Genomic DNA, 23158 nt, shown 5'->3' with positions numbered 1-23158 from the left:
TGTGGTGCGACTAGGTTACTTGTGTTTAAAGTGACTTTTGTCCGCAATAACGGATCCTCAGTCCGTTACACAGAGCCGGACGACCCGCTGACCCAAAACGCAAAGCAGTCATTCACCGTTAACGGGAGAATTGCTGCTTTTTGCACAGGTTCTTTTTCATATCCATAGGTGTCCTCTTCTTCTATGTCTCAATTCTTCTTCCCATTCTCCACCAAATGCTCCACCGCAGCCCGCTCAATCGCCAGCCCCTCGGTGTAACGCTCCATATACAAGGCAAAACCCTCCACATCTGCGCTGACAGGAGCTACCTCCTGTCCTCTGGCATCCTGGAACACCTTGGCAGTCAGGTAATCCGCCAAGCTCTCTTGCGGCTCCTTATGCAGCATATAAGAGGCCAGAATCGCCATCCCCCAGGCGCCGCCCTCACCGGCCGTAGACAGGACCGAGACTGGAGTGTTCAGAGCGGCGGCACAGAGCTGTTGACCGACCCGCGGGGTTTTGAACAATCCGCCATGCGCCGAGATCCGTTCAATCGTTACCTGCTCCTGCTGGGTCAGCATATCCATCCCGAGCCTTAACGCAGCGAACGCGCTGAACAGATGCACTCGCATGAAGTTAGGCAGCGTGAAGCGGCTTTGCGGGGAACGGACGAACAGCGGACGGCCTTGGGCGAACCCGGTAATGTTCTCACCCGAATAATAGCCGTAGCTCAGCAAGCCGCCGCCATCCGCGTCCGCTTCCAGCGCTTGGTTGAACAGGACGCTGAATAACTGGTTCATATCAGGCTTCAGCCCCATGGCTTCATGGAATTCACGGAACAAGCCGAGCCAGGCGTTGATATCGCTGGAGCAGTTGTTCGCAAGCACCATGGCGACAGGGCTGCCGTCAGGTGTAGTCACGATATCAATCTCAGGGTACACCTTGGTTAAATCCTTCTCCAGCACGAACATGGCAAAAACCGACGTCCCTACGGAAAGATTACCGGTACGTTTGCTGACACTATTCGTAGCCACCATGCCTGTTCCGGCATCGCCTTCAGGGGGACAGAGCGGAATACCCGGCTGCAGGCTGCCGGATGGATCTAATAACAAGGCTCCGGCTTCACTCAGAGAACCGGCCTGTTCACCTGCTGTATACACTGTAGGCAGGATATCTGTGAGCTTCCAGGGGTAGCGCTTCACGGCTGCCAAGCCGGTGAACTGCTTCACCATATCTTCATTATATTGCTGCGCAGCTTCATCTATCGGGAACATTCCCGAGGCATCTCCGATGCCAATAGCCCTGCTGCCAGTCAGCAGGAAGTGAACATAACCCGACAGAGTTGTCATATAATCTATGCCGGTGACATGCTCCTCCTCGTCCAGAATCGCCTGATACAGGTGGGCGATGCTCCAGCGCTGCGGAATTTTGAAGCTGAATTGCTCCGTTAACCCGGAAGCAGCCCTGCCTGTAGTAGCATTGCGCCAGGTACGGAACGGAACCAGCAGCTCTCCGGCCTGATCCAGTGCAATATAACCCTGCATCATAGCAGAACAGCCAATGGAGCCGATGGTTTGCAAGGTTACGTTATAATTGCGCTCCACCTCTTGCTTCAATTGTCGATAGGTTGCTTGCAGCCCGTGAATCATGTCAGGGATAGAGTAGGTCCAATACCCGTCTATCAATTGATTCTCCCATTCATAGCTGCTGGAAGCGAGGGTCGCACAATGATGATCAATCAGTACAGCCTTGATTCGAGTGGACCCGAGTTCAATGCCAAGCGAGGTTTCTCCCCGGGCTATAGCCAGTGTAACAGGATGCTCCAAGATCACGCTTCCCCTCTCTGAATAAAATTATCCAGAATATAACATGAGAGAATAAAGTTGTACAGTGATACCGGACTTCTTTTCTCTAATCCGCTGTTGCAAATCTGCAATTCTCGCCCCGAAACAAAAATATTTTATTTTTTTTACTATTCATACAATTCCCTAAGTTGCATTCTGCTTACGTTTGCAGGATTCACCGCAGAGGCAAGGTCATTCCCGGATTGTTTTTGATGCGGCCAAGCTAAGCTGGTGGAAATAGTGTGGTTATTTTGCGACTCCCGGACAGAGCCAGTATTCCAGCATACCTCCGAAGCTTTAGTGAATAATTGCGCCTGAAATCAGGATATTCAGACCAGCCAGTCGCAAAAAAGCAACAGAAAAAAACCTTGAATTCAAGGCGTTTTGGAGCTATTGACCCGTTCTTTTTTCTGTAATACGATGACATTGCGAAATATTTCACAAGACAATGAAGACATGCGGAACAGCGATTATATTTTTTTTGGATAACGTAGTGAAAATATTCACATAAAGAGGAGCAGATGAAATGACAAAGGTAATATCAGCCTCAGCAGCAGCGGAACTTATCAAGGATGGGGATACAGTAGCAGCCAGCGGATTTGGATTATCCTGCTGGGCGGAAGAGATGGGGATTGCCATTGAAGACCGCTTCGTGCAGACCGGACAACCGAAGAATCTGACCGTCATGCACGCCAGTGCCGTCGGCAACCGCCGCGACAAGGGAATGAGCCACTTGGGCCATGAAGGCTTGATCAAACGCTGGATCGGCGGGATTGCCATTGCTTCCCCGGGGATGGCCAAGCTCATTGAAGAAGACAAATGCGAAGCGTACAACCTGCCCCAGGGTGTAATTACCCAGCTCTACCGGGAGATTGCAGCCAAGCGTCCGGGTGTGATCACCAAGGTAGGCATGGAGACCTTCGTGGATCCCCGGGTGGAAGGCGGCAAGATGTCTCCGTCAACGAAGGAAGACATTGTGAAGGTGATTGAACTGGAAGGCGAAGAGTGGCTGTTCTATAAGTCCTTCCCCATACAAGTCGGCTTGATCCGTGGAACCGTGGCGGATGAGAACGGCAATCTGACGCTTGAAAAAGAAGGCCTGCACATGGAGGTGCTGCCGATCGCCCAGGCGGTCCGCAACTCGGGAGGGATTGTCATCGCCCAGGTGGAGACGGTCGCCAAGAATGGCACCCTTAATCCAAAGGATGTTAAGGTTCCAGGAATTCTCGTAGATTACATCGTGGTTTCTACACCGGAGAATCATTACCAGACCGAGAACACGCAGTACAATCCGGCCTTCTCCGGTCATGTCAAGGTCCCTGTAGGCTCGATTGAAATCCTGCCGCTGGATGAGCGTAAGATCATCTCCCGCCGCACCGCTGTAGAGCTTCAGCCCAATACCATTTTGAATCTGGGCGTGGGTATTCCGGTGAATGTGGCGAACATTGCCGCAGAGGAGGGAGTTAGCGAACAGCTGATTTTGACCACTGAAGCAGGTTCCATCGGCGGGGTTCCCGCAGGACTGAAGGACTTCGGCCATGCGTACAACTCTGAGGCGATAGTCGATCATGACGCACAGTTCGATTTCTATGACGGCGGTGGCATTGACCTGTCCGTTCTGGGCTTGGCTCAAACCGATGAGTCCGGGAATGTAAATGTCAGCAAATTCGGCACTCGTGTAGCGGGCTGCGGCGGGTTCATCAATATCTCGCAAGCGGCCAAAAAACTGGTGTTCGCAGGTACCTTTACCGCCGGCGGGCTGCAGATCAGAGTCGAAGACGGGAAGCTGCACATCATTCAAGAGGGCAAAGCCAAAAAGTTCATCAAAAAGGTGCAGCAGATTACGTTCAGCGGTTCGTATGCCGCCAAGGTGGAGCAGCCGGTTGTCTATGTGACAGAGCGCGCAGTCTTTGAGCTTCTGAAGGGCAAAATGACGTTAACCGAAATCGCTCCAGGCATTGACCTGCAGACGGAGATTCTGGATCAGATGGAATTTGAACCGGTGATCTCACCCGATCTTAAGGTCATGGACCAGGCCATGTTCCGGGAGAACTGGGGGCAACTGAAGTCCATCATCGCTGATAAGCACCGGGTTCTAGTGGAAGTGTAGTCCGTAATACTTGATTGAATAAACCATACAAAAAAGGGATGATATCATGAATGTACAGTTGAACCGCTGGAGGATACTGATTGCCTCAACGATTATTAATATCTGTGTGGGAGCCATTTACGCTTTTAGTATCTTCGCTCTGCCGTTAACCAAGGTGTTCAGTGTGTCGATGCCGGATATTATGATTGCCTTCACCATTAATGCGGCGATCTCCCCGATTCCAATGATTCTGGGCGGGAAGCTGGTCGATAAAGGCGGAGCGAGGAAGGCCGTATTTATCGGAGGGGCCATGTTCGGGATCGGCTTCATTCTCTCCGGGCTCGCCACCGCACCCTGGATGCTGTATATCACCTACGGTATCATTACCGGCATAGGCCAAGGCATTGTATACTCCTCCACCATCGGGAACAGCGTCAAGCTCTTTCCGGACAAAAGAGGGATGGCCGCAGGGATTGTTACAGCCGGATACGGCGGCGGAACCATCGTTATCGCACCTATAGCCAACGCCTTAATCACCGGGAACGGTGTCCAGTCCGCACTCATCATGCTTGGTGCTGCCTTCCTGGTCATCATTCTAAGTCTTGGCCTGCTGGTTAAGCCGTCCCCGGTCGGTTATGCTCCTCCAGGCTGGACGCCTCCGGCGGCTGGCACAGGCAAGGGCGGAGTGAATATACCATGGAATGAAATGATCAAGAAGCCTTTATTTTACGTCATCGCCTGCCTGTTCCTGATCGGTGCCCTGTCAGGAATGATGGTCACCGCCAATGCTTCGGTCATCGGACAGAATATGTTCGGGCTGTCAGCCGCAGCCGCAGCGCTCTATGTCAGCTTATACTCTCTTAGTAACTGTATCGGCCGTGTATTCTGGGGGGCTGTGTCTGACAAAATCGGCCGGGTGAACTGTCTGCTTGTGATTTATCTAGTTATTGCTAGTATGATGTTGACTATAGCCTTGACGAACTCAGTCGCCGGATTTGCAGTAGCCATCGCAGGAATCGGCTTATGCTTCGGCGGAACGATGGGAATTTTCCCTTCTATAGTAGGGGAGAAATTCGGAATGAAATATTACGGCGTGAACTATGGGGTAACTTTTATCGGTTATTCGGGAGCCGCCTTCTTCGGACCAAGAATTGCTGGTAGCGTGGCAGCAGCCAATGACGGCGTGTTCACGAATGCTTTTTACATCGCACTGGTCATTTCCCTGGTGGGCTTCGCCTTAACCTTTGTCTACAAGGCTATGGAGAAGCAGAAGCCCGAGCCGGAAGTGGCTAAGGCTGCTTAAGATAGTTGTCTAAAGAGCATTTAAGATTTATACGAAAAGCGGATTAAATTAAAGAAATCTGTTGACAACAGCGGCCGGAAGTTCAAATTTTACCGCAGCGACAAATAGGCTTCAAGACCAAATTTTTTAATACATGGAGGTAATATAGAATGTCGATTACACAACTATTAGGTATTAAATATCCAATTTTCCAGGGCGGTATGGCTCAAATCGCGGTTTCCCCGCTGGTAGGCGCGGTATCCAATGCAGGCGGGCTGGGCATCATCGGTTCAGGCGGATTTACCGCCGACCGTCTCCGTGACGAGATTCGCAAGGTCAAAGCAAGCACCACTAAGCCTTTTGCCGTCAACCTGATGCTCATGATGAACAACATTCCTGAACTGATCCAGGTTATCATCGAAGAAGGCGTGAAAATTGTAACTACAGGCGCAGGTACACCTGCTCCATATATGCAAGTTCTGAAAGAAAATGGAATTATCGTCATTCCGGTAGTCCCTTCCGTCAAAATCGCCAAGAAAATGGAAGCTCTGGGTGTGGATGCGATTGTGGCCGAGGGAACCGAAGCTGGCGGACATGTGGGCGAAACTACGACGATGGCTCTGCTGCCGCAAGTAGCCAGTGCCGTGTCTATTCCGGTGATTGGTGCCGGCGGGATTGCGGATGGCCGTGGGGTTGCCGCAGCCTTCGCTCTGGGCGCTCAAGGGGTGCAGGTGGGAACCAGATTCCTGGCTACTGTGGAATGTCCTACTCACGAGAACTTCAAGCTGGCTGTCATTTCTGCGGATGATACAAGCACAACCGTTACCGGCCGCAGCCTGGGAGGCCCAGTACGAAGCATTAAGAACAGTATGATTACCGAATTCCTCAGACTGGAGAATGAGAAAGCCTCCCGGGAAGAGTTAGAGACCCTAAGCCTGGGCTCGCTGCGCAGAGCTGTATTTGAAGGAGATACCGATACCGGCTCCGTCATGGCTGGTCAGATCTGCGGGATGGTCAACAAGATCACGACCGTTGAAGAGATGATCACCACCATGTTCGCAGAGGCGCAGGAAGTCATGGACAAGCTGGGCAAAGTAACCTTTGAAGCCGTGGTTCATGCCTAATTAAGGTTTTGATCTGCATTAGCCAAGTGGTATCATTTAATAATGATGCTGTTTGGCTTTTTGTTTTAATATCAAGGGATAGGACGGGTGAAATTGACCAAAAAAAACAAAAATGCAGGTAAACCTTCCATAGACGAATTCATTGAAGAATATCCTTCCACGTTATTTGTCACCGATCCGAGCGGCAATATCTTAATCTCCAATGAATTTACCGCGTTGACCATAGGCATTCATCTGGAAGAGCTGTTGAAGGCTAATGTCCAGGATCTGGTAAAAGCAGGCTATTACGGCCATTCGATTACGATGGAGGCGATTGAGACGAAGCAGAAGGTCTCAAGGACCGTCAATACCTCTAGAGGATTCCATGTCTTCTCGTCCGCGATTCCCATTCTGGATAAGGATGGCGAAGTGCAGCTGGTAGTTACCACCTCCAATGAATTCAGCCAGGATCATACCTATGCTGAAGCGAGCGGGCCGGTAGCCCGGCAGACGCGTAAGCAATTGGGCGATCCCGCAGCGGAGAAGAAGAAAGGAATTGTCGCGGAGAGCCTGGCCATGAAGCAGATTATCAAGGTCTGCAACCAGATCGCCTCCTATGACAGCAAGGTGTTAATCTATGGTGAATCCGGCACAGGCAAAGAGGTGATCGCCAAATATATTCATCTCAAAAGCGAGAAGTGGAAGGGGCCCTTCATTGCGATTAACTGTGCAGCGATTGCCCCGGCTTTGTTCGAATATGAATTGTTTGGCTATGAGAAGGGGGTCCTGGAGGGGCAGACCGAAGTCAAGACAGGCATGATTGAGATCGCGAATGGCGGGGTTCTCTTCCTCGATGAAATCGCAGATTTGCCTCTTGAGATGCAGGCCAAATTATTGCGGGTGCTGGAGAATAATGAAGTGAGACGCGTCGGCGGCATCACGAATATTCCGGTCAATTGCCGGATCATCTCCGCTACCAACCGGGATCTGTGGAGTCTGGTGAAGAAAGGGCTGTTCCGCGAAGACCTCTACTACCGGATTAATGTGATCCCGATTCATATTCCGCCGCTGCGCAACCGGAAGCTGGACCTTGTAGGGTTAATCTCCAGCTTCATCGCCAGCTTCAATCAGATGTACGGTAAGAAATATGTCTTAAGTGCCGAAGAGTTCGATCAGATGCTGAATCAGCCTTGGCACGGGAATGTGAGAGAGTTAAGGAATTATATCGAGAGACTGGTTGTTACAGAGCAGGTGGGCCCCAGCCAGCCGGAAGAGGACCCGATTGGCGACTGGTTCTCCCTCGACCATTTCATTGAGAAGAATATCCAGCAGTTATCCTCACTGAAGGATTTCACGGCAGTTGCAGAGGGGCATTATATCAAAAAAGTGCTGAAGGATTGTTCCGGGAACGGTACAGAAGCGGCCAAGAAATTAAGTGTGGACCGGTCGGTGATTTACAGAAAGCTGAAGAAGATGGACGAGGTGCTGCGCAATTAAATGAACCATTTTCCAGGTTAAGGCGTATTACCTACTATGCCTATTAATCTATGGAAATGGAGTGAAGTGAATGAAATTGTCAATGTTGCGCCGCCGTTCCGCCTTGTGGACGAAGACTGTACTGACGGCTGCCCTGGTTCTGACGCTTACGGCCCCGGCCGTACAGGCGGCCGCTGTTCCTGCTGCTTCTGCCCCTCCCGCAGCCACCGCTGCAGCGGTCAAGCCGCTGACTACAGAGAATGCTGCGGCCTTCCTCAAACAATTCTTCAGTTCGGATGAAGTGAAAGCACAGCTCGCCGGTGCGGTTGTCGTGGTGGTCAAGGATGGCAAGACAGTAATCGAAGAAGGCTTCGGATTCGCGGATAAGGCTGCCAAAAGCAAGGTGGACCCTGACCAAACCGTCTTCCGCCTGGCCTCGGTATCCAAAACCTTCACCGCCGCCGCTGCTATGCAATTAGTTGAGCAGGGCAAACTGGATTTGAAAGCGGATTTCCAGACCTATACCGGGCCGATGTCCTTCGATAATCCCTTCGGTGTTCCGGTAACGGTGGAGAACCTGCTGACCCACACTACCGGCTTCCGCATTCAGGACCCTCAGCCGGAGGATATCAATGATAATTTCACCGCCAAGGTGTCGATTGAGGATTATGTGGTGAAGCATATGCCGCCGGTTGTGCGTGAGCCGGGTACTTCGTACATGTATGACAACTTCGCTTCGCTGCTGCTTGGTCTGGTGGTGGAGAAGGCCAGCGGGATGGCCTTTGAGGATTATATGGCGAAGAACGTGTTCGCCCCGCTGAATATGAATTCAAGCGGCTACCTGCTGGAAGGCAAGCTGAAGGATAAACTTGCTACAGCCTATGATGCGACCGGCAAGGCGCTTGATCTGTATACAGTCACTCCAACCGTCATGCCGCATGGAGGCATGTTGTCTACCGCTGGTGATGTCGGCAAGTTCATGACCGCTTTTCTGAACGGGGGGACGCTGGGCAACAACCGCATTCTTGCTGCAAGTTCAGTAGACGCTATGAAGGAATACCGGTCGTCCATTCACCCTTTGCTGCCGAACACGACCTACGGATTTGAAGCACCGATTCAGCTTCCGGGCGCTGGCAGCAGCTCCAAGATTATTACCAAGGCCGGGGACCTGATCGGCTTCAGCTCGTATATGTTCCTGATTCCAGAGCAGAACACCGGGGTGTTCATCGGCTATAATCAGCAAAGTGCCCTGCGCGAGCTGTTCTACCCGGCGTTTATCCAGACCTTCTTCCCGCAATACGCCGCACCGGCGAAGCTGGACAGCTTCAAGCCGCTGAGCGCAGCAGCTCTGGATGGATTCGCCGGCTATTATATGGATCTTCGTCTCAAAAGTCTGGTGTCCACCGTTGCGGTACAAGATGGTGCGCTAACTATAAGTGACGCCCTGCTGGGCAGCCGCAAGCTGCGTCAGGTGGACGATAATCTGTTCGTCGATGAGCTTACCAAGAAATTTACCGGCTTTGAATTGAACGCAGACGGACAAAGCACTTATCTGAAGGAGCCATACCTCAATCCTTACAGCTATGAGCAAAAAGGACCGGACGGTGTCGGTTATGCCGACGTTCCTGCAAGCCATCCATATGCCACTCCGGTTATGATGCTGCAATCGCTCGGTTATCTGCCGAATGATGCGACGCTAAGCTTCGAGCCGGATGCGGGAATCACCCGCGCGGAGTATGTGCGGCTGATGCTGGAGAGCAGCGGGGTCAAAGAGAGCAAGACCGCTAAGCTGGCGTTCGCAGATCTGCAGGGGCATCCTGCTGCCGGTTATGTGCAGATGGCTGTTGAGCTTGGAATGGTGCTCGGCACCGCAGACGGTAAGTTCCAGCCCGACCGTGTCATTACCCGCCAGGAGGCGGCGGTAATGGTATGGAGACTGCTTACTGCGCAGTACCCGGATAAGCTGTTCCAGAAGGTCAAGCTGGCCGGGAACACCGATAAATGGGCGGTTCCGGCCGTGAAGATGTCCGTGGCCTTGGGCCTGTACGGACCCGACTTCAAGCCGGATGCCAAAGGCGCTGTGGATTACAAGTCCAGAGAAGCACTGAGCAAGAAGGAGAATGCTGCCATTCTGTATGCGCTCTTCACCAACCCGCTCAACCAGATCGTCGCCGGGTTGACGGAGAAGCCTGCGGAAGCGGGCAAATAATCGCTGTGGATAGCAGCAGGCTCCAGCATTAGTAGGCTGGAGTCTTGGGATGAAGCTTACCTGCGGGAAGCTTGCATATTAATGGGACCGGCCAATGGGCCGGTCCTGTTTCGTTGTTAAAGAGATTGTAATATCCACGAATCCCTCTGATCCTGCGGAAGTCGACGGTACGGACAGTTCGGGGTAATGAGAGGGATAAATGCCTCTGATCCCGCCGGAAGTGGGCGGGTACGGGAAAATGAGAGGGATAAATGCCTCTCATCCCGCTGGAAGTGGGCGGTACGGGAAAATGAGAGGGATAAATCCCTCTGATCTCGCCGAAAGTAGGCGGTATGGGTGAATGAGAGGGATAAATCCCTCTGATCCCGCCGGAAGTAGGCGGTACGTGAAAATGAGAGGGATAAATCCCTCTGATTCCGCCGGAAGTTGGTGGTACGTGAGAAGGAGAGGGATAAATCCCTCTGATTCCGCCGGAAGTGGGCGGTACGTGAAAATGAGAGGGATAAATCCCTCTGATCCCGCCGGAAGTAGGCGGTACGTGAAAATGAGAGGGATAAATCCCTCTGATCCCGCCGGAAGTAGGTGGTAAGGGAAAATGAAAGGGATAAGTCCCTCTGATCCCGCCGGAAGTAGGCGGTACGGAAGGATGAGAGGGATAAATCCCTCTGATTCCGCCGGAAGTGGGCGGTACGTGAAAATGAGAGGGATAAATCCCTCTCATTCCGCCGAAAGTTGGTGCAGAAGTGCACTTGAATTAGTCTAAGGTGGGCAGTGAGCGGAAATGAGGAGCACTAGTGCACCTGAATCGGCCGAAAGTGGGCGGTAAGCAGAAATGAGGAGCACTAGTGCACTTGAATTAGTCTAAGGTGGGCGGCAAGAGGAAATGAGGAGCACTAGTGCACCTGAATCGGCTGAAAGTGGGCGGCAAGCGTGAAGGAGGAGCACTAGTGCACCTGAATAGGCTGAAAGTGGGCAGTGAGCGGAAAGGAAGAGCAAAAGTGCACCTGAATCGGCTGAAAGTGGGTGGCGAGCGGAAATGAGGAGCACTAGTGCACCTGAATCGGCTGAAAGTGGGCGGTGAGCGTAAAGGAAGAGCAAGGAGGAGCAAAAAGTGCACCAAAATGGCCCCGGCCCTGTCTTCTCAGACAAGTCCGGGGCCATCAGTTCATTTCAGGTTACCTAGCGCTGTGCCGATTCGGCCCCCAGGCAGTGCAGCCACTCTACCAGTTCAGTGGCGTTGCTGCGCCTCGCGGCGTCCAGGGGAGTAAGGCCGTCCCACCCGGAGATCCAGTTCAGCTCCGCCCCGCGGCTGAGCAGGTATTCGGCCGCACTTCGTTGTCCGCCATGGCAGGCGCACCAGAAAGCGACGGTCAGCTCGTCCGGGGATGAAGCTGCGCTTGCTCCCCAAGGATAACTCCGGGAGAGCAAGTCACCGGCGAAATGGGCCTCCATCAGACCAATGAGACCAAGGGCAGCAGCATGCCAGAGCGCGGGCTTAGCCCCGCGCTCAATCAGCCGATGCGCCGCCTTCCACTGGGCGAACGCCACCGCGTCGTCCAGCGGTGTGCCACCGGCGATGACTGCGCCGGAGGCCTCGATGTCGGCCCCGGCATCGAGCAGGAGGTCGAGCACCTCGACATCATCGCAGCTCGCCGCCCAGTGCAGCGGCGTCTCGTTGTGATGCCCGTTGAACCGGGCATTCAACTCGGCCCCGGCCTCAATCAGCGCGGTTACAACCGCTGCGTTGTTGGGGAAATGCCCCGGCCAATCGGTGGCAATATGCAGCAGGGTGCGGGACCCTCCGCTGGATGTTCCCTCGCTGTTATAAGCGTTGCTAGTACCAGCGCCGCTTGTCCCTTCGCTGCCCGCACTCTCCTCGCCGGTTTCGGTAATCCTTGCTGTAACCAGCCCGGGATTCCCGGCAAGCAACCGCTTTAGCGAAGAGACGTCGCCCGTATGAATCGCTTCAACAACAGAAATCACCAGCGGGTCCTCACTAGCCATCCAAATGATATTCTTGTCGCTCATGAGATCAATCCCTCCGTATATCACCATCGGACCCGGCCACCAGGCAACAATTCTGGGTGCAGCCTGCAATAGTATCGGCTTATCCGTATATTGACTGTAGTATAACCTCCTTACGCTTCGTATTCAATTTCACGTACGCTTTGCGTTCAATTAAGCTTCGCATTCAATTTCATGTACGCTTCGCGTTCAATTGTGCTTCGGATTCAATTTCACTTACGCTTCGCATTCAATTACGCTATTCCCTCACCTGCGCACGCCTTCAACTTCACACTCGCTCTGCCCGAAGCATCCCTGCGGCTGCGGTTCTTCACTGACTACAGGCCCGTTCGGAACTCCGGTATTTACCGCAACTGTACCTATTCACTGACCTCAGGTCCGCCCAGCACCCCGGTACTTACCGCATCGGTGAAGGTATCGGTGGTGTGGAAGGAATAGGAATGCTGGCCGGGAGGCAGCTTGGTCTTGTATTGATAGATTCGGCCGTCGGCGTAATTCGTGTCTGCCGGATTCACAGGCTGCATCTTCCGGATCACGCCGTCCAGAACAAGCTCCATTACAAAGGGAGGCTGATTGTCTGCATCGGTATAGGTTACATTGAAGGTGAATTCGGTCTGCGGAGTGCCTGCTGCGAGATCCACCCCTCCTGAGGTTAAGGTCGGCGCACTCCCGCTGACTTTGTTGGTCGCCTTGATCTCGTCAATCAGCATTTGCCCCGGAGTGACTGAATTTTGCTTCAGCCATATCGACATCTTCACGGTCTTCTTGTCGATGGCCGGGGAGAGGGCATTGAGGTCGAATTGCAGATCACTCCAAGAGGAAGGAACCTCGATCCAGCCTCCGGTCAGATTGTACGTTCTCTTGCCGTCATTGATCTCAATCCGTGTCCGTAAGTCAGGGGAGGCGGGATTTTTCAGCGTAAGATTCAGATATTGATAGCCGCTCAGATCGACCACATCGTTCCACGGCTGGAATTTGGCTGCTGAATTCACACTGGCCGGCGTCTGGGCGAATTGGCCCGCAGAGCGTCCATCGGCGGTAAGCTTGGTGAACGTTCCCGTGCCGCCATTCTGATTATACCAGTTGACCCAGGTGGTGTTGGCCGCAGAACCGCCCCAGAACCCGGCCCCGCCGAAATCATCATATAACAGCGGAGTAGAAGGGTCCGGCAACGGTGGAGCTACGGTGTAATGGGTGGAACTGTAGGTGTACCCGCCGGAAGGAGCCTTGGCGCGGACATCCACTCTCCGGTTGGTATAAGGCAAGGACTGACTCTCATCAATGACCGCAGCGTAGACGGTGCCGCTCACTGTGGAATATACGTTACCGGAGACCGTCATGGGCTGATAAGGCAAGCCGGTTGCCGCATATTCAACATTGCTCAGACCCTCCCCCGCACGCGCGAATACCGTTACATTGCCCCGCACCCAGTCTCCAATCACCGGAGAGAGGACCGGCAAGGCAGGCGGTACCTCATCATGATCTGCACCTGTCCCCGGAGTGGCGCTTAATCCCATGACCGTATAGAGCAGTCCGGCTTGAATGCTAATACTGAATTCATTGTACCGCCACTGATTCGTATCATCCAGATAGAGGGAACGGTCCTCATACCACGGACTTACACTGCTTTTATTCTTGGGGTCCTTCATATTGGGTCCGCTGACCATCGCCCCCGGAAGGATAATCCCGGTGTCACCCGCAGTATTGGATTCCTCATTGTAGCGGGTATGCGGGAACATCACATGATGGGTGCCAATACCCGATACCCAGCTGATGTTCCACGGATTCTCCCCGAACACCCAGTACATTCCCTTCACCACTGCCTGAAGTGCTGCCGGATCACCGAATAATTCATAATACCGCAGCATGTCCCCCAGATAAGAAGCATGAGGTTCGTTGACCCCGAAGTTCTTGAACTGGTTCAGGACCCCATACGGGGTATCATCGGTCATGGAGATGAAGTAATCGGCTTGCCCCTTGAGCAGGCTGTGAATATGAGACTGCGTTGCAGCATCGGCAACCGGATAGAATTCAGCCATGGACAACGGGCTCATATCCCAGTAGTTCGTGGAGGAGATGTCGCCCAGGGTTAAGGTGTTAATCGTAGTTGTGGCGGCATTCTTATACCGGGTATCACCGGTCAGCAGATACAGCTCCACATCTGCCAGCAGCTTGGAATTGGGGATGCCTCCTCTGGTGGAATAAGATCCGATCGGACCGTCAGGGTTGGCAACCACATATTCATAAAAGGTGACCGCGGCGCTCTCGCATTGATTGGCGAAATCCGTCAGCGCTGCAATCTGAGCGGAAGCGATATCGCCTTCGCTTATGGCGGTGCGGATGGCCCGCGCGGTGGCGGCCAGCGTCCCTGCGGACTTGGCGGAGCCGCCGACACTAAGGTCTGTCAGTTTGCGGTCATCGGCGGTGCCAGAGATGTTGTCGGTAGATTTCTCAGGATGGACGAATGAAGCGTTGTTCCGCAGATTATACATCGCCCCGCCGAGCTGATCGGCGAACTTAATGAGGTACTCGCTGCCGAATACTGCCTCATCGACCAGATCCGGGATACCATTGCTGTCGTTATCGTACTTCACGCTGTCATGGTTAGCATACCGTGTATAGGCCAAAGCGATCTCCGCACCGACCCATTGGTTGCCGCCGTATTTGCCGTAGTCTCCGGCATCATACCAGCTTCCCGTCAGATCATAATGGGTAGTGCCGTCCGCTGACTGGGCATCATCCAGATGACCGGCGTCATGGTAGAGCTTGGCGGAAGGAGCGACGCTGCTGTAGCCTGCCGGATAAGCATCACTGGTTGCTACGGAGGCACGTTGAAGCCGATAGAAGGCCGTCATTTCATCCTTATATTGATCCCACAGATTCGGAGCGATCTCAAAAGAGTAGGAATACACCTGATTACTCCGCACTCGATATTGGTTCCCCGGATCAGTGACGGGTGTGAAGCCGATGGAGTAGACATGCTTGTTCCAATGCAGTCCCTCGTAGGTCATAGTGCCTGAATAGACCACATTCGTCCCGTCGAGTATTTCATAAGTGGCGTCTGTAACGGTGGTGTCGGAGATGAATTTGGCGTTCTTGACATCGTCTGCGCTGTAACCGGCCTGGCTCACAACAATGTCTATCACCGAAGCAGCCTGGACTACGCTCAGATTGTGCACCCCGGTGGAGACTTCATCCGAGGTCGTATCTGTAGTGCGGAAATAGTAGGAATGGGACCCGGCCGGAAGCTTCGTCATGTACCTATAGGTTTTGCCGTCGGTGTAGGTGACATCGGCGGGGTCCGTCTCGCGCATAGCATAGGCTGTGTCATCAAGGATGACCTGGACGGCAAAGGGCGCCTCATTATCCGGGTCGGTATATGTGGCTTCGAAGGTGAAATTAGTATTCTGGTTGTAGCTGCCGTCCGTATTGGCTGTCATCCCTGCCGGGCTTAGCTGGGGAGCAGACCCGCTGGATGCGGTAGTGAACACAATATCATCGACCAGCATCTCCCCGTAAGTTCCGCCGGCTTGTCTCAGCCAGATTTCCAGCTTCACCTTCTTCTTCTGAATCTTGGGCGACAAGGCATCCAGATCGAACTGCAGATCGGTCCAGGCCGCCGTGGCCGGAACATACCCTCCGGTCAGATTGTAATTGGTAATCCCGTCGCTGATCACAACACGAATGAGGGACTGGGCATACCCTGCATTGTTCAGGGACAGATTCATATAACGGTAGCCGGAGAGGTCGAAGGTCTCGTTCATCGGCTGAAACTTGGCCCAGGAGGAAGAGGAGCTTGGGGTTTGCGTGAATTTTCCAATGGTGCGGGTGCCTTGGGTGGTCTTGCTGAAGGTTCCGCTGCCGCCGCTCTGATTGAACCAGTTGGTCCAGTTCTGCTTGAACACGCCTCCGCCGGCGAAATTATCATATAAGAGAGGGTGAGCGGGACCCGGCAAGGGGGCCACAGCAGCGGCGGCAGGCCGGGGAGACAGAGCAACACTGCATAGAATTAACAACAGACTGAGGCTTACAGATACGAACTTGTTAAATCTCTGGGGGAATGGACTTCGGATGAACATCGTAGAACCTCCTCATAATGGAATATCGTTAACCCGGCTCTCCTTTCTTTTATATGAAAACGCTTGCAAAAGTAGCATAAAAGAGTTACTATCACTAATCCATGATGAATTACAGGAAATATGTGATCTATACTAGGGGTGTAAAGGTGCGGTACCTACGGATCGGGGGACGAATGGAGGCTGGCGGCACAACATGCGGAAATAGATCACAGAAAAGCGGAAATAGATCATCTACGCTTATTTATTGCAAGTGTACTGTGGTACACAGAAGGACCTGAAGCTGCCTGGCGATGAATTGGCAATCGAAAGAGGGGGACATCATGTATAAAATTCTCGTTGTGGATGATGAGCCGAGAGTGAGTGCAGGGATCCGGAATTTCCTGCTCACTTCGGAGTTGAACATCACGGAGGTGGAGACGGCCATCAATGGCTTTGAGGCGATTGACTACTTACGGATGGACCATTATGATCTGGTGCTGACCGATATCCAGATGGGCCGGATGAGTGGGATTGAATTAATGGAGAATATCTATATGGAGCAGTGGAATGTTCCGGTAATTGTCATTTCGGCCCATGAGAAATTTGATTTCGCCAAAAAATCGCTCCGGCTGGGAGCCAAGGATTATCTGGTGAAGCCGGTGGAGCGGACGGAGCTGCTGCGGGTGGTCCGCAAAGCGTTAACCCAGAAGGAGCTTCCGGTGACAAGCCCGCAGGCGGAGCACCATCACATCCGGGAGCATTCCCGGCGCGACGAGTGGCTGATGGAGCTGGTCACCGAGCCGAATCTGACGCCGCAGGATATTCAAGAGATCACCGGCGAATTAGGCGGCCTGCTGCAAGGACCCTATTTCGGAGTGATCACCATCCGTATAGATTACAGCCAGGCCGGATTCAGCCGTCAGCAGGTTACGCTGCATGACCGCAAGCTGCTGAAATATGCCGCCCTCAACATTATGAACGAGACGTTATCCGAATGGGATGGCATCACCTTCAACGGCTTCGGCCATTCGATCATCAGCATCATCCAGTTATCCGCTGAGGATATGGGTGATCCCCAGGTTAGAGTGCACTCGCAGATCCAGATGATCGGGCAGATGATCGCCATGAACCTGAAGCAGCATTTGAATGCGGAGGCCATTATCGGACTCAGCACACTTGGCGGGGGTATCTCCACACTTCCCGGACTGCTGGAAGAAGCGGATACGGCTGCCGGGCGGAGCACTGTTCATCCCGGGCAAAAGGTGTTCTATTATGGCGATATCGCCATGCAGGAGCAGCTGAGCAGAGGGAAGCAGGAGCCGGATTCGGCGCAACAGCAACCACTGCAGGACCCGGACGGAGACCCGAGTGTAATCTCACGGATTACAAGCTACATCCAGAACCATTACCGGAATCCGGCGCTGAAGATCCAGGATATTTCCGAGGAGGTCCACTTCAGCGCGGCTCATCTGGGTTATATTTTCAAGCGCGAGATGAAGACCAACCTCTGGGACTACGTGACCACCCTGCGGATGGAGGAGGCCAAGCGTCTTATGATGGCTACGGACAAGAAGCGGTATGAAGTTGCCTATGCGGTAGGGTATGAATCGCCGGAGCACTTCAGCCGGATGTTCAAGCGGGTGCTGGGCCTCACTCCGGCAGAATTCCGCAAACAGGCCAGAGGAGGGGACCGGGCTGAAGCCGAAACTTAAACTTAAACTCAAGCTCAAACATAAGGTCATCCTCGCCTTCCTGCTCTGCATCGTGCTCCCTTTCCTGGTGGTGGGCTGGATTTCAGCGTATGTGGCGCTTCACACGATTAAGGAAGAGGTCGGCAGTACCACTCTGCAGCTGGTGAAACAGAATCATGTCACGCTGGACAAAACGATATCGGCGATCAATGACCGGACGATTACGCTGCTGGATAATCATTTTTTCAGCAACCCGGCGGGGTACAGCTTCTGGACCGGAATTGATACCCTGAATGAGATCCAGCAGGCTGACAACATTCTGGAGAGCTGGTCTACCGGCGGTACGGAATATGCGATATATATGAAGAACATTGAGCGCAGGGATACGCCGTTCGATCTGTCCCACAAGACCAAAGGGTTCAAATATCTGGACCAGGTGAACAGCGGATTGCCGGATGTGATGGTCAAGCAGATGGATGTCAGCGGGGCAGGGGCGCTGCGCGTCATTCCTTTAGCTTCGGGCGAGCGGACGGTCTCCTTCATGCGCAGTATTCTGAACCCGCGGAATTATAACGAGGTGATCGGGCTGCTGGTCGTCCATAAGGTTGAGGTGATGCTGACCCGGGATATGGTCTCGGTGGAGCTGCCTGCTGCGGCCGGAGCCTTCTTATTCAATGATAACGGGGAACTGCTGATGTCCACCGGGTCAGGCAGCATTTCTGCGGCTGAGATCGGCAAGAACATCGACCCGGACGCCGCTTACGGTTATACCTTCGCCCAGGAAGGCGGGGAGGAGTGGCTCTATGCGTATTCGGACAGCTCCAGATTCCACACCCGGTTATTGTACAAAATCCCGCTGGCATCCATTACCGGCAAGCAAGTCTGGTTTCAAAAGCTGCTGGTGCTGATCTCCTTTGTGTTTCTGGCTTTTGTCCTGATGTTTGTTCTCTATCTGGTCAGACTTGTCGTCAAACCGGTCGTGAAGCTCGTCTCTGTGATGAAAATTTATGAGCCCGGCATCAAGCTGCCGCTATCCGAGGAGCCGCTCCGGCATGATGAATTCGGCATTCTCCAGGGATCATTCGTGAAAATGACCCGCAGGCTGGATCATTCGATTGAAGAGAACTACGGGATGAAGCTGAAGCAGAAGGAATATGAGCTGCTGATGCTCCAATCCCAGATTACCCCCCATTATCTGTACAATACCCTGGACTCAATCTACTGGTATGCCCTGGATAGCGGAAATAGCGAGGTGGGCGAGATGGTCAGGGACTTGTCCATGCTACTGCGCATCGGGCTTAGCCGGGGCCGGACGATGATTACTGCCGGGGAAGAACTCGAACATGCCCAGGCGTATACCCGGCTGCAAACCAAACGTTATCCGGGTACCTTTGAAGTCTGGTGGCAGATTGATGATTCCTTGAGGGACTATGAGACACCGAAGGTTATCATCCAGCCGCTGATCGAGAATGCCATTCTTCACGGCGTACGCGGGATGGACGGCGAAGGAGAGATCCGGGTATCTGCGGTTCAGGCAGAAGGAACGATCCGCTTCATCGTAGAGGATAACGGGCATCTGCCGGTAGATCTGGAGGAGCTTGCCGCCATCCTGCGGGAAGAGCATAGTGCAAGAGGTTACGGCATCCGCAACGTGCACCAGCGAATTCAGCTCCATTACGGGGAGGCCTACGGGTTAACCTATGAGCGAAGCGTGGAGGGATGGACACGGGCCATCATCACCTTGCCGCTGCGCCGGACGAAGACCGAACCTGCCGGTAACTGAGTGATAAAAGATCACGTTTTTACGGGAATCCATCATCGAAGCGGTGGCAGGATGGTTCTATAATTAGTCCATGAAAGGAGTAATGGACATGAGCAGAACCACCGGATTCTCAAGATTCATCCATGCCATGTGGAAGTACAAGGCGCTGACACTAATGCTGCTGCCAGCGGTGCTTGTCCTGCTGGCGCACAGCTATCTGCCGATGTTCGGCATCTTTATTGCCTTCAAGAATGTGAATTATCTGGACGGGATTTGGGGCAGCCCCTGGGTAGGCTTCGATAATTTCCAGTTCCTGTTCTCCTCGGGGGATATGTGGAGAATTGTAAGAAACACGCTTTTGTACAGCTTGACCTTCATGATTATGAACCTGGTGCTGTCGGTATCCATTGCGGTAGCCATCAATGAGATCCGGCGGCGGCTGCTGGCGAAGGTGTACCAGAGCTTCATCATCCTGCCGCACTTCCTGTCCATGGTAGTGGTGAGTTATCTCGTATACGCTTTCCTGCAGCCGGATCACGGCTTCATCAATGCCACAGTGCTTAAGGCCTTCGGGCAAGACCCGGTCTTCTGGTACTCGGAGAAGGAATATTGGCCTTACATCCTGGTGTTCGTCAACGCCTGGAAGCATGCAGGCTTCGGCGCAGTGATCTATATCGCGGCGATTGCCGGCATTGATCCGGAATATTACGAGGCGGCGCTGATTGACGGGGCTTCCAAGTGGAAGCAGATTACGCATATCACGCTCCCTTTTATCCGGCCGGTCATCATTATTATGACGATTCTGTCCATGGGCAGCATCTTCAGCTCTGACTTCGGACTGTTCTTCCAGGTGCCCATGAATTCAGGAGCGCTGTATCCGGTAACAGATACCGTTGATACGTATGTCTACCGTGCCCTGATGCAATTGAATGATATCGGAATGTCCTCGGCAACGGCGCTGGTCCAATCGGTGGTAGGCTTCATTATGGTTATTGCCACGAACAGTATGGTAAGACGGATTGACCGGGAACAGGCACTATTCTAATCAAAGGAGAATCCTCATGGCGAATGACACCAGCAGCCCGATCGGCGGAAACTCCGCATTGTCAAATGTACTTTTAAATCTGGCCTTTGTGATCCTCTCACTCCTTTGCTTCATGCCTGTTCTGCTTGTCATTATCGTCTCCTTCACCGACGGGCAGTCCATTCTGACTCAGGGGTACAGCTTCCTTCCGAATAAGTGGTCCTTCATTGCCTATGAATCCATCTTTAAGGATTGGATGACCATTGTGTCGGGATATCGGGTGAGTTTCACTATCACTATTGTAGGTACAGCGCTTAGCGTGCTGCTCATGGCGCTATATGCTTATCCCATCTCTCGTGCGGATTATCCGTTCCGTAATGTGTTCACCTTCTTCCTGTTCTTCACGATGCTGTTCAATGGCGGGATGGTCAGCAGATACCTGATCTACACACAAGCGCTGCATATCAAGGATTCGTATATGGCGCTGATTCTGCCCATGCTGATTGTGCCGTTCAACGTTATTATTATGCGGACCTTCTTCCAGACGACCATTCATCCTGCGGTGATCGAATCGGCCAGAATTGACGGTGCGGGGGAGCTGAGAATCTTCCTGCGGATCGTTCTGCCGCTCTCGTTGCCGGTCCTGGCGACCATGGCCTTGTTCAGTACCATCGGTTATTGGAACGACTGGTTCAATGCGCTGTTGTATATCACCAGCGAGGATAAGTATCCGCTGCAGTATCTGATGATGCGTGTCCTCAACGATGTGCAGTACCTGCGCAATAATGTGGAGCTGGCCGCGCAGAATCCCAATATGATGAAGAACCTTCCGAACGAATCCCTGCAGATGGCGATGGCGGTGATCGGGATGGGACCGATTCTGATTGCGTATCCGTTCTTTCAGAAGTATTTTGTCAAAGGCCTGACGGTCGGGGCAGTAAAAGGTTAAAGCGTGGTGGAACCGGCACTCAGCACATCTGGCTGCCGTTCTATATAAGCAACATCATACAGGGAGGGTTCATATGACAAAGTTAAAAGGGCGCAGAACGCTATTCACGGCGATGGCTCTAATTCTGGCATTATCCTTGCAAGCATGCTCAGGCGGTAATAACGGGGGTTCTGCCGAACCGTCGGCTTCAAGCGGGGCAGCTGGTACGAACAGCACGAGCAGTACTGGCAGTCCAGAGCCTGCTGGCGGTGCGGAAGCACTCAAGCCCTACGAGGTATCCATTATCTACTTCGGGGCGCCGCAGCGGGATGACGCACTGGTCGAAGCCAAGCTCAGTGAATATTTCAAAGAGAAATTCAATGCCACCGTGGATCTGCAGCCGATTGCATCCAGTGAATACAAGCAGAAGACCGAGCTGATGCTCAATGCCGGAGAGCCGATGGACCTAGTATTCACCGCGTCCTGGCTTAATTTCTTCGGTAACGTGGCCAAGGGCGCCTTCCTGGATCTGGATGACCTGCTGGCCAAATACGGGCAGGGGATTACGGAGAACCTGAATCCGATCTATCTGGAGGCTCCGCGCTACAAAGGCAAGCTGTACGGCATTCCAACCAACAAAGAGATTACCCAAGGCAAGGCCTATACGTACCGCAAGGATATCATCGACAAATATAATATTCCGATTGAGGATATTAAGACGATGTCAGACTTTGAACCCTGGTTCAAGCTGCTGAAGGAGAAGGAACCGGGACTGATCCTGGACTTCATTAAGGAATCGGGAGAAGGGATGATGTATGAGACCCGCTCGAACTTCCGCGCCATCGGACCGACGCCGAACAAGATTCCTTTATTCCTCTATGACTACACAAATACAGATAACATCCAGATTAAGTCAGTGATTGATCCGGAGATTTCATCCATTGCCCAAGCGGAGTATGAGCTGAACCGCAGCTATTACGAGAAGGGCTACATCAACAGTGACGCTGCTACCACAACGACAGAGATCGGTGACTTACGGAAGCAGGGTAAAATCTGGATGCAGCAGGCCGTCTGGAAGCCGGGGGCTGACATTGAACTGAAGATTGCTTCAGACAATAAATATGATTTCGTCTCCAAGGTGATCGAGGAGCCTATCGTGACCACGGACCTTGCCGCCGGGTCCATGTTCTCCATCTCCCGGACCTCCAAGGACCCGGAGCGGGCGATGATGGTCTTGAATGCGCTCCATACCGATCCGTACGCCGTGAACCTGTTCGTTAACGGGATTGAAGGTACCCATTACAAGAAGATCAGCGAGAACCGGATCGAGCCGATTGCCGATTCCGGGTATGGCAGCTCTGCCCTGTTCTGGGTGGTCGGCAATCAGCTGATCAATTATCTGAAGCCGGGCCAGCCTGACGATCTGTATACAAGCTGGAAGAAATTCAATGATGAGGCCAAACGTTCGCCGCTGTTAGGCTTCGTCTTCGATGAATCACCGGTGAAGAACGAGATCACCCAGCTTACCTCGGTCATCGGTGAATACCGGGCGGCAAGCACCGGTGCTATTCCTGACCCTGCCAAGATGCTTGCGGAACGCAATGAGAAGTTGAAGAAGGCCGGCATTGAGAAGGTCAAGACTGAACTTCAGACCCAGATTGATGCCTGGAAAGCAGCGCAATAACTGA

General features: G+C 53.0%; 13 protein-coding genes. 10 read left to right on the top strand and 3 right to left on the bottom strand.

From position 1 onward, the window contains the following. Nucleotides 1-188: 188 nt before the first annotated feature. Nucleotides 189-1805: a xylulokinase gene (locus HQN87_RS03360; RefSeq protein WP_216857131.1), complete on the bottom strand. Its 1617-nt coding sequence runs from the start codon at nucleotides 1803-1805 to the stop codon at nucleotides 189-191. Nucleotides 1806-2349: 544 nt separating this feature from the next. Here HQN87_RS03360 and HQN87_RS03355 point away from each other — a divergent pair. From HQN87_RS03355 to HQN87_RS03335, 5 genes are all read left to right on the top strand, one after another. Then, on the top strand, nucleotides 2350-3933 hold the full coding sequence (locus tag HQN87_RS03355) for an acyl CoA:acetate/3-ketoacid CoA transferase (protein ID WP_173127819.1): 1584 nt from the start codon (nucleotides 2350-2352) through the stop codon (nucleotides 3931-3933). A gap of 46 nt (nucleotides 3934-3979) precedes the next feature. Then, nucleotides 3980-5215 (top strand): L-lactate MFS transporter, encoded by a 1236-nt coding sequence (locus HQN87_RS03350; protein ID WP_173127816.1) that lies wholly within the window; start codon nucleotides 3980-3982, stop codon nucleotides 5213-5215. 149 nt (nucleotides 5216-5364) lie between these two features. Further along, complete coding sequence (locus HQN87_RS03345) at nucleotides 5365-6318, top strand: DUF561 domain-containing protein (protein WP_173127813.1); 954 nt, start codon at nucleotides 5365-5367, stop codon at nucleotides 6316-6318. 93 nt (nucleotides 6319-6411) lie between these two features. After that, nucleotides 6412-7794, top strand: a complete 1383-nt coding sequence (locus HQN87_RS03340; protein WP_173127810.1) for a sigma-54 interaction domain-containing protein — start codon at nucleotides 6412-6414, stop codon at nucleotides 7792-7794. Between the two features lie 70 nt (nucleotides 7795-7864). Beyond that, the gene (locus HQN87_RS03335) at nucleotides 7865-9982 is read left to right on the top strand and encodes a serine hydrolase domain-containing protein (protein WP_254075343.1); all 2118 of its coding nucleotides are present in this window, start codon (nucleotides 7865-7867) and stop codon (nucleotides 9980-9982) included. Nucleotides 9983-11161: 1179 nt separating this feature from the next. Here HQN87_RS03335 and HQN87_RS03330 read toward each other — a convergent pair. Beyond that, nucleotides 11162-12037 carry an ankyrin repeat domain-containing protein gene (locus HQN87_RS03330; protein WP_246552902.1) on the bottom strand — a complete coding sequence of 292 codons (876 nt, stop codon included), beginning with the start codon at nucleotides 12035-12037 and terminating at the stop codon, nucleotides 11162-11164. A 329-nt stretch (nucleotides 12038-12366) separates the two neighbouring features. Then, nucleotides 12367-16086 (bottom strand): glycoside hydrolase family 9 protein, encoded by a 3720-nt coding sequence (locus HQN87_RS03325; RefSeq protein ID WP_173127807.1) that lies wholly within the window; start codon nucleotides 16084-16086, stop codon nucleotides 12367-12369. A 320-nt stretch (nucleotides 16087-16406) separates the two neighbouring features. Here HQN87_RS03325 and HQN87_RS03320 point away from each other — a divergent pair, with 320 nt between their 5' ends. From HQN87_RS03320 to HQN87_RS03300, 5 genes are all read left to right on the top strand, one after another. Further along, the gene (locus HQN87_RS03320) at nucleotides 16407-17777 is read left to right on the top strand and encodes a response regulator transcription factor (protein WP_173127804.1); all 1371 of its coding nucleotides are present in this window, start codon (nucleotides 16407-16409) and stop codon (nucleotides 17775-17777) included. Between the two features lie 52 nt (nucleotides 17778-17829). Beyond that, nucleotides 17830-19539, top strand: a complete 1710-nt coding sequence (locus tag HQN87_RS32930) for a sensor histidine kinase (protein ID WP_173127801.1) — start codon at nucleotides 17830-17832, stop codon at nucleotides 19537-19539. 88 nt (nucleotides 19540-19627) lie between these two features. Further along, nucleotides 19628-20563, top strand: a complete 936-nt coding sequence (locus HQN87_RS03310) for an ABC transporter permease (protein WP_216857130.1) — start codon at nucleotides 19628-19630, stop codon at nucleotides 20561-20563. 16 nt (nucleotides 20564-20579) lie between these two features. Then, nucleotides 20580-21491: a carbohydrate ABC transporter permease gene (locus HQN87_RS03305; protein WP_173127795.1), complete on the top strand. Its 912-nt coding sequence runs from the start codon at nucleotides 20580-20582 to the stop codon at nucleotides 21489-21491. Between the two features lie 73 nt (nucleotides 21492-21564). Further along, on the top strand, nucleotides 21565-23154 hold the full coding sequence (locus HQN87_RS03300; protein ID WP_173127792.1) for an ABC transporter substrate-binding protein: 1590 nt from the start codon (nucleotides 21565-21567) through the stop codon (nucleotides 23152-23154). The last annotated feature ends 4 nt before the right edge of the window (nucleotides 23155-23158 follow it).

It is taken from the genome of Paenibacillus tritici, from assembly GCF_013204885.1.
Classification (GTDB): Bacteria; Bacillota; Bacilli; order Paenibacillales; family Paenibacillaceae; genus Paenibacillus_AQ; species Paenibacillus_AQ tritici.
The sequence above is the reverse complement of the archived record's forward strand: the minus strand, read 5'-3'. Positions and strand labels throughout refer to the sequence as shown.

What these genes read in the sequence shown, in the direction of transcription:
- HQN87_RS03320 (WP_173127804.1), top strand. Translation starts at nt 16,407, where the DNA reads ATGTATAAAATTCTCGTTGTGGATGATGAGCCGAGAGTGAGTGCAGGG.
- HQN87_RS03325 (WP_173127807.1), bottom strand. Translation starts at nt 16,086, where the DNA reads ATGTTCATCCGAAGTCCATTCCCCCAGAGATTTAACAAGTTCGTATCT.
- HQN87_RS03345 (WP_173127813.1), top strand. Translation starts at nt 5,365, where the DNA reads ATGTCGATTACACAACTATTAGGTATTAAATATCCAATTTTCCAGGGC.
- HQN87_RS03310 (WP_216857130.1), top strand. Translation starts at nt 19,628, where the DNA reads ATGAGCAGAACCACCGGATTCTCAAGATTCATCCATGCCATGTGGAAG.
- HQN87_RS03300 (WP_173127792.1), top strand. Translation starts at nt 21,565, where the DNA reads ATGACAAAGTTAAAAGGGCGCAGAACGCTATTCACGGCGATGGCTCTA.
- HQN87_RS03335 (WP_254075343.1), top strand. Translation starts at nt 7,865, where the DNA reads ATGAAATTGTCAATGTTGCGCCGCCGTTCCGCCTTGTGGACGAAGACT.
- HQN87_RS03330 (WP_246552902.1), bottom strand. Translation starts at nt 12,037, where the DNA reads ATGGTGATATACGGAGGGATTGATCTCATGAGCGACAAGAATATCATT.
- HQN87_RS03305 (WP_173127795.1), top strand. Translation starts at nt 20,580, where the DNA reads ATGGCGAATGACACCAGCAGCCCGATCGGCGGAAACTCCGCATTGTCA.
- HQN87_RS03355 (WP_173127819.1), top strand. Translation starts at nt 2,350, where the DNA reads ATGACAAAGGTAATATCAGCCTCAGCAGCAGCGGAACTTATCAAGGAT.
- HQN87_RS03350 (WP_173127816.1), top strand. Translation starts at nt 3,980, where the DNA reads ATGAATGTACAGTTGAACCGCTGGAGGATACTGATTGCCTCAACGATT.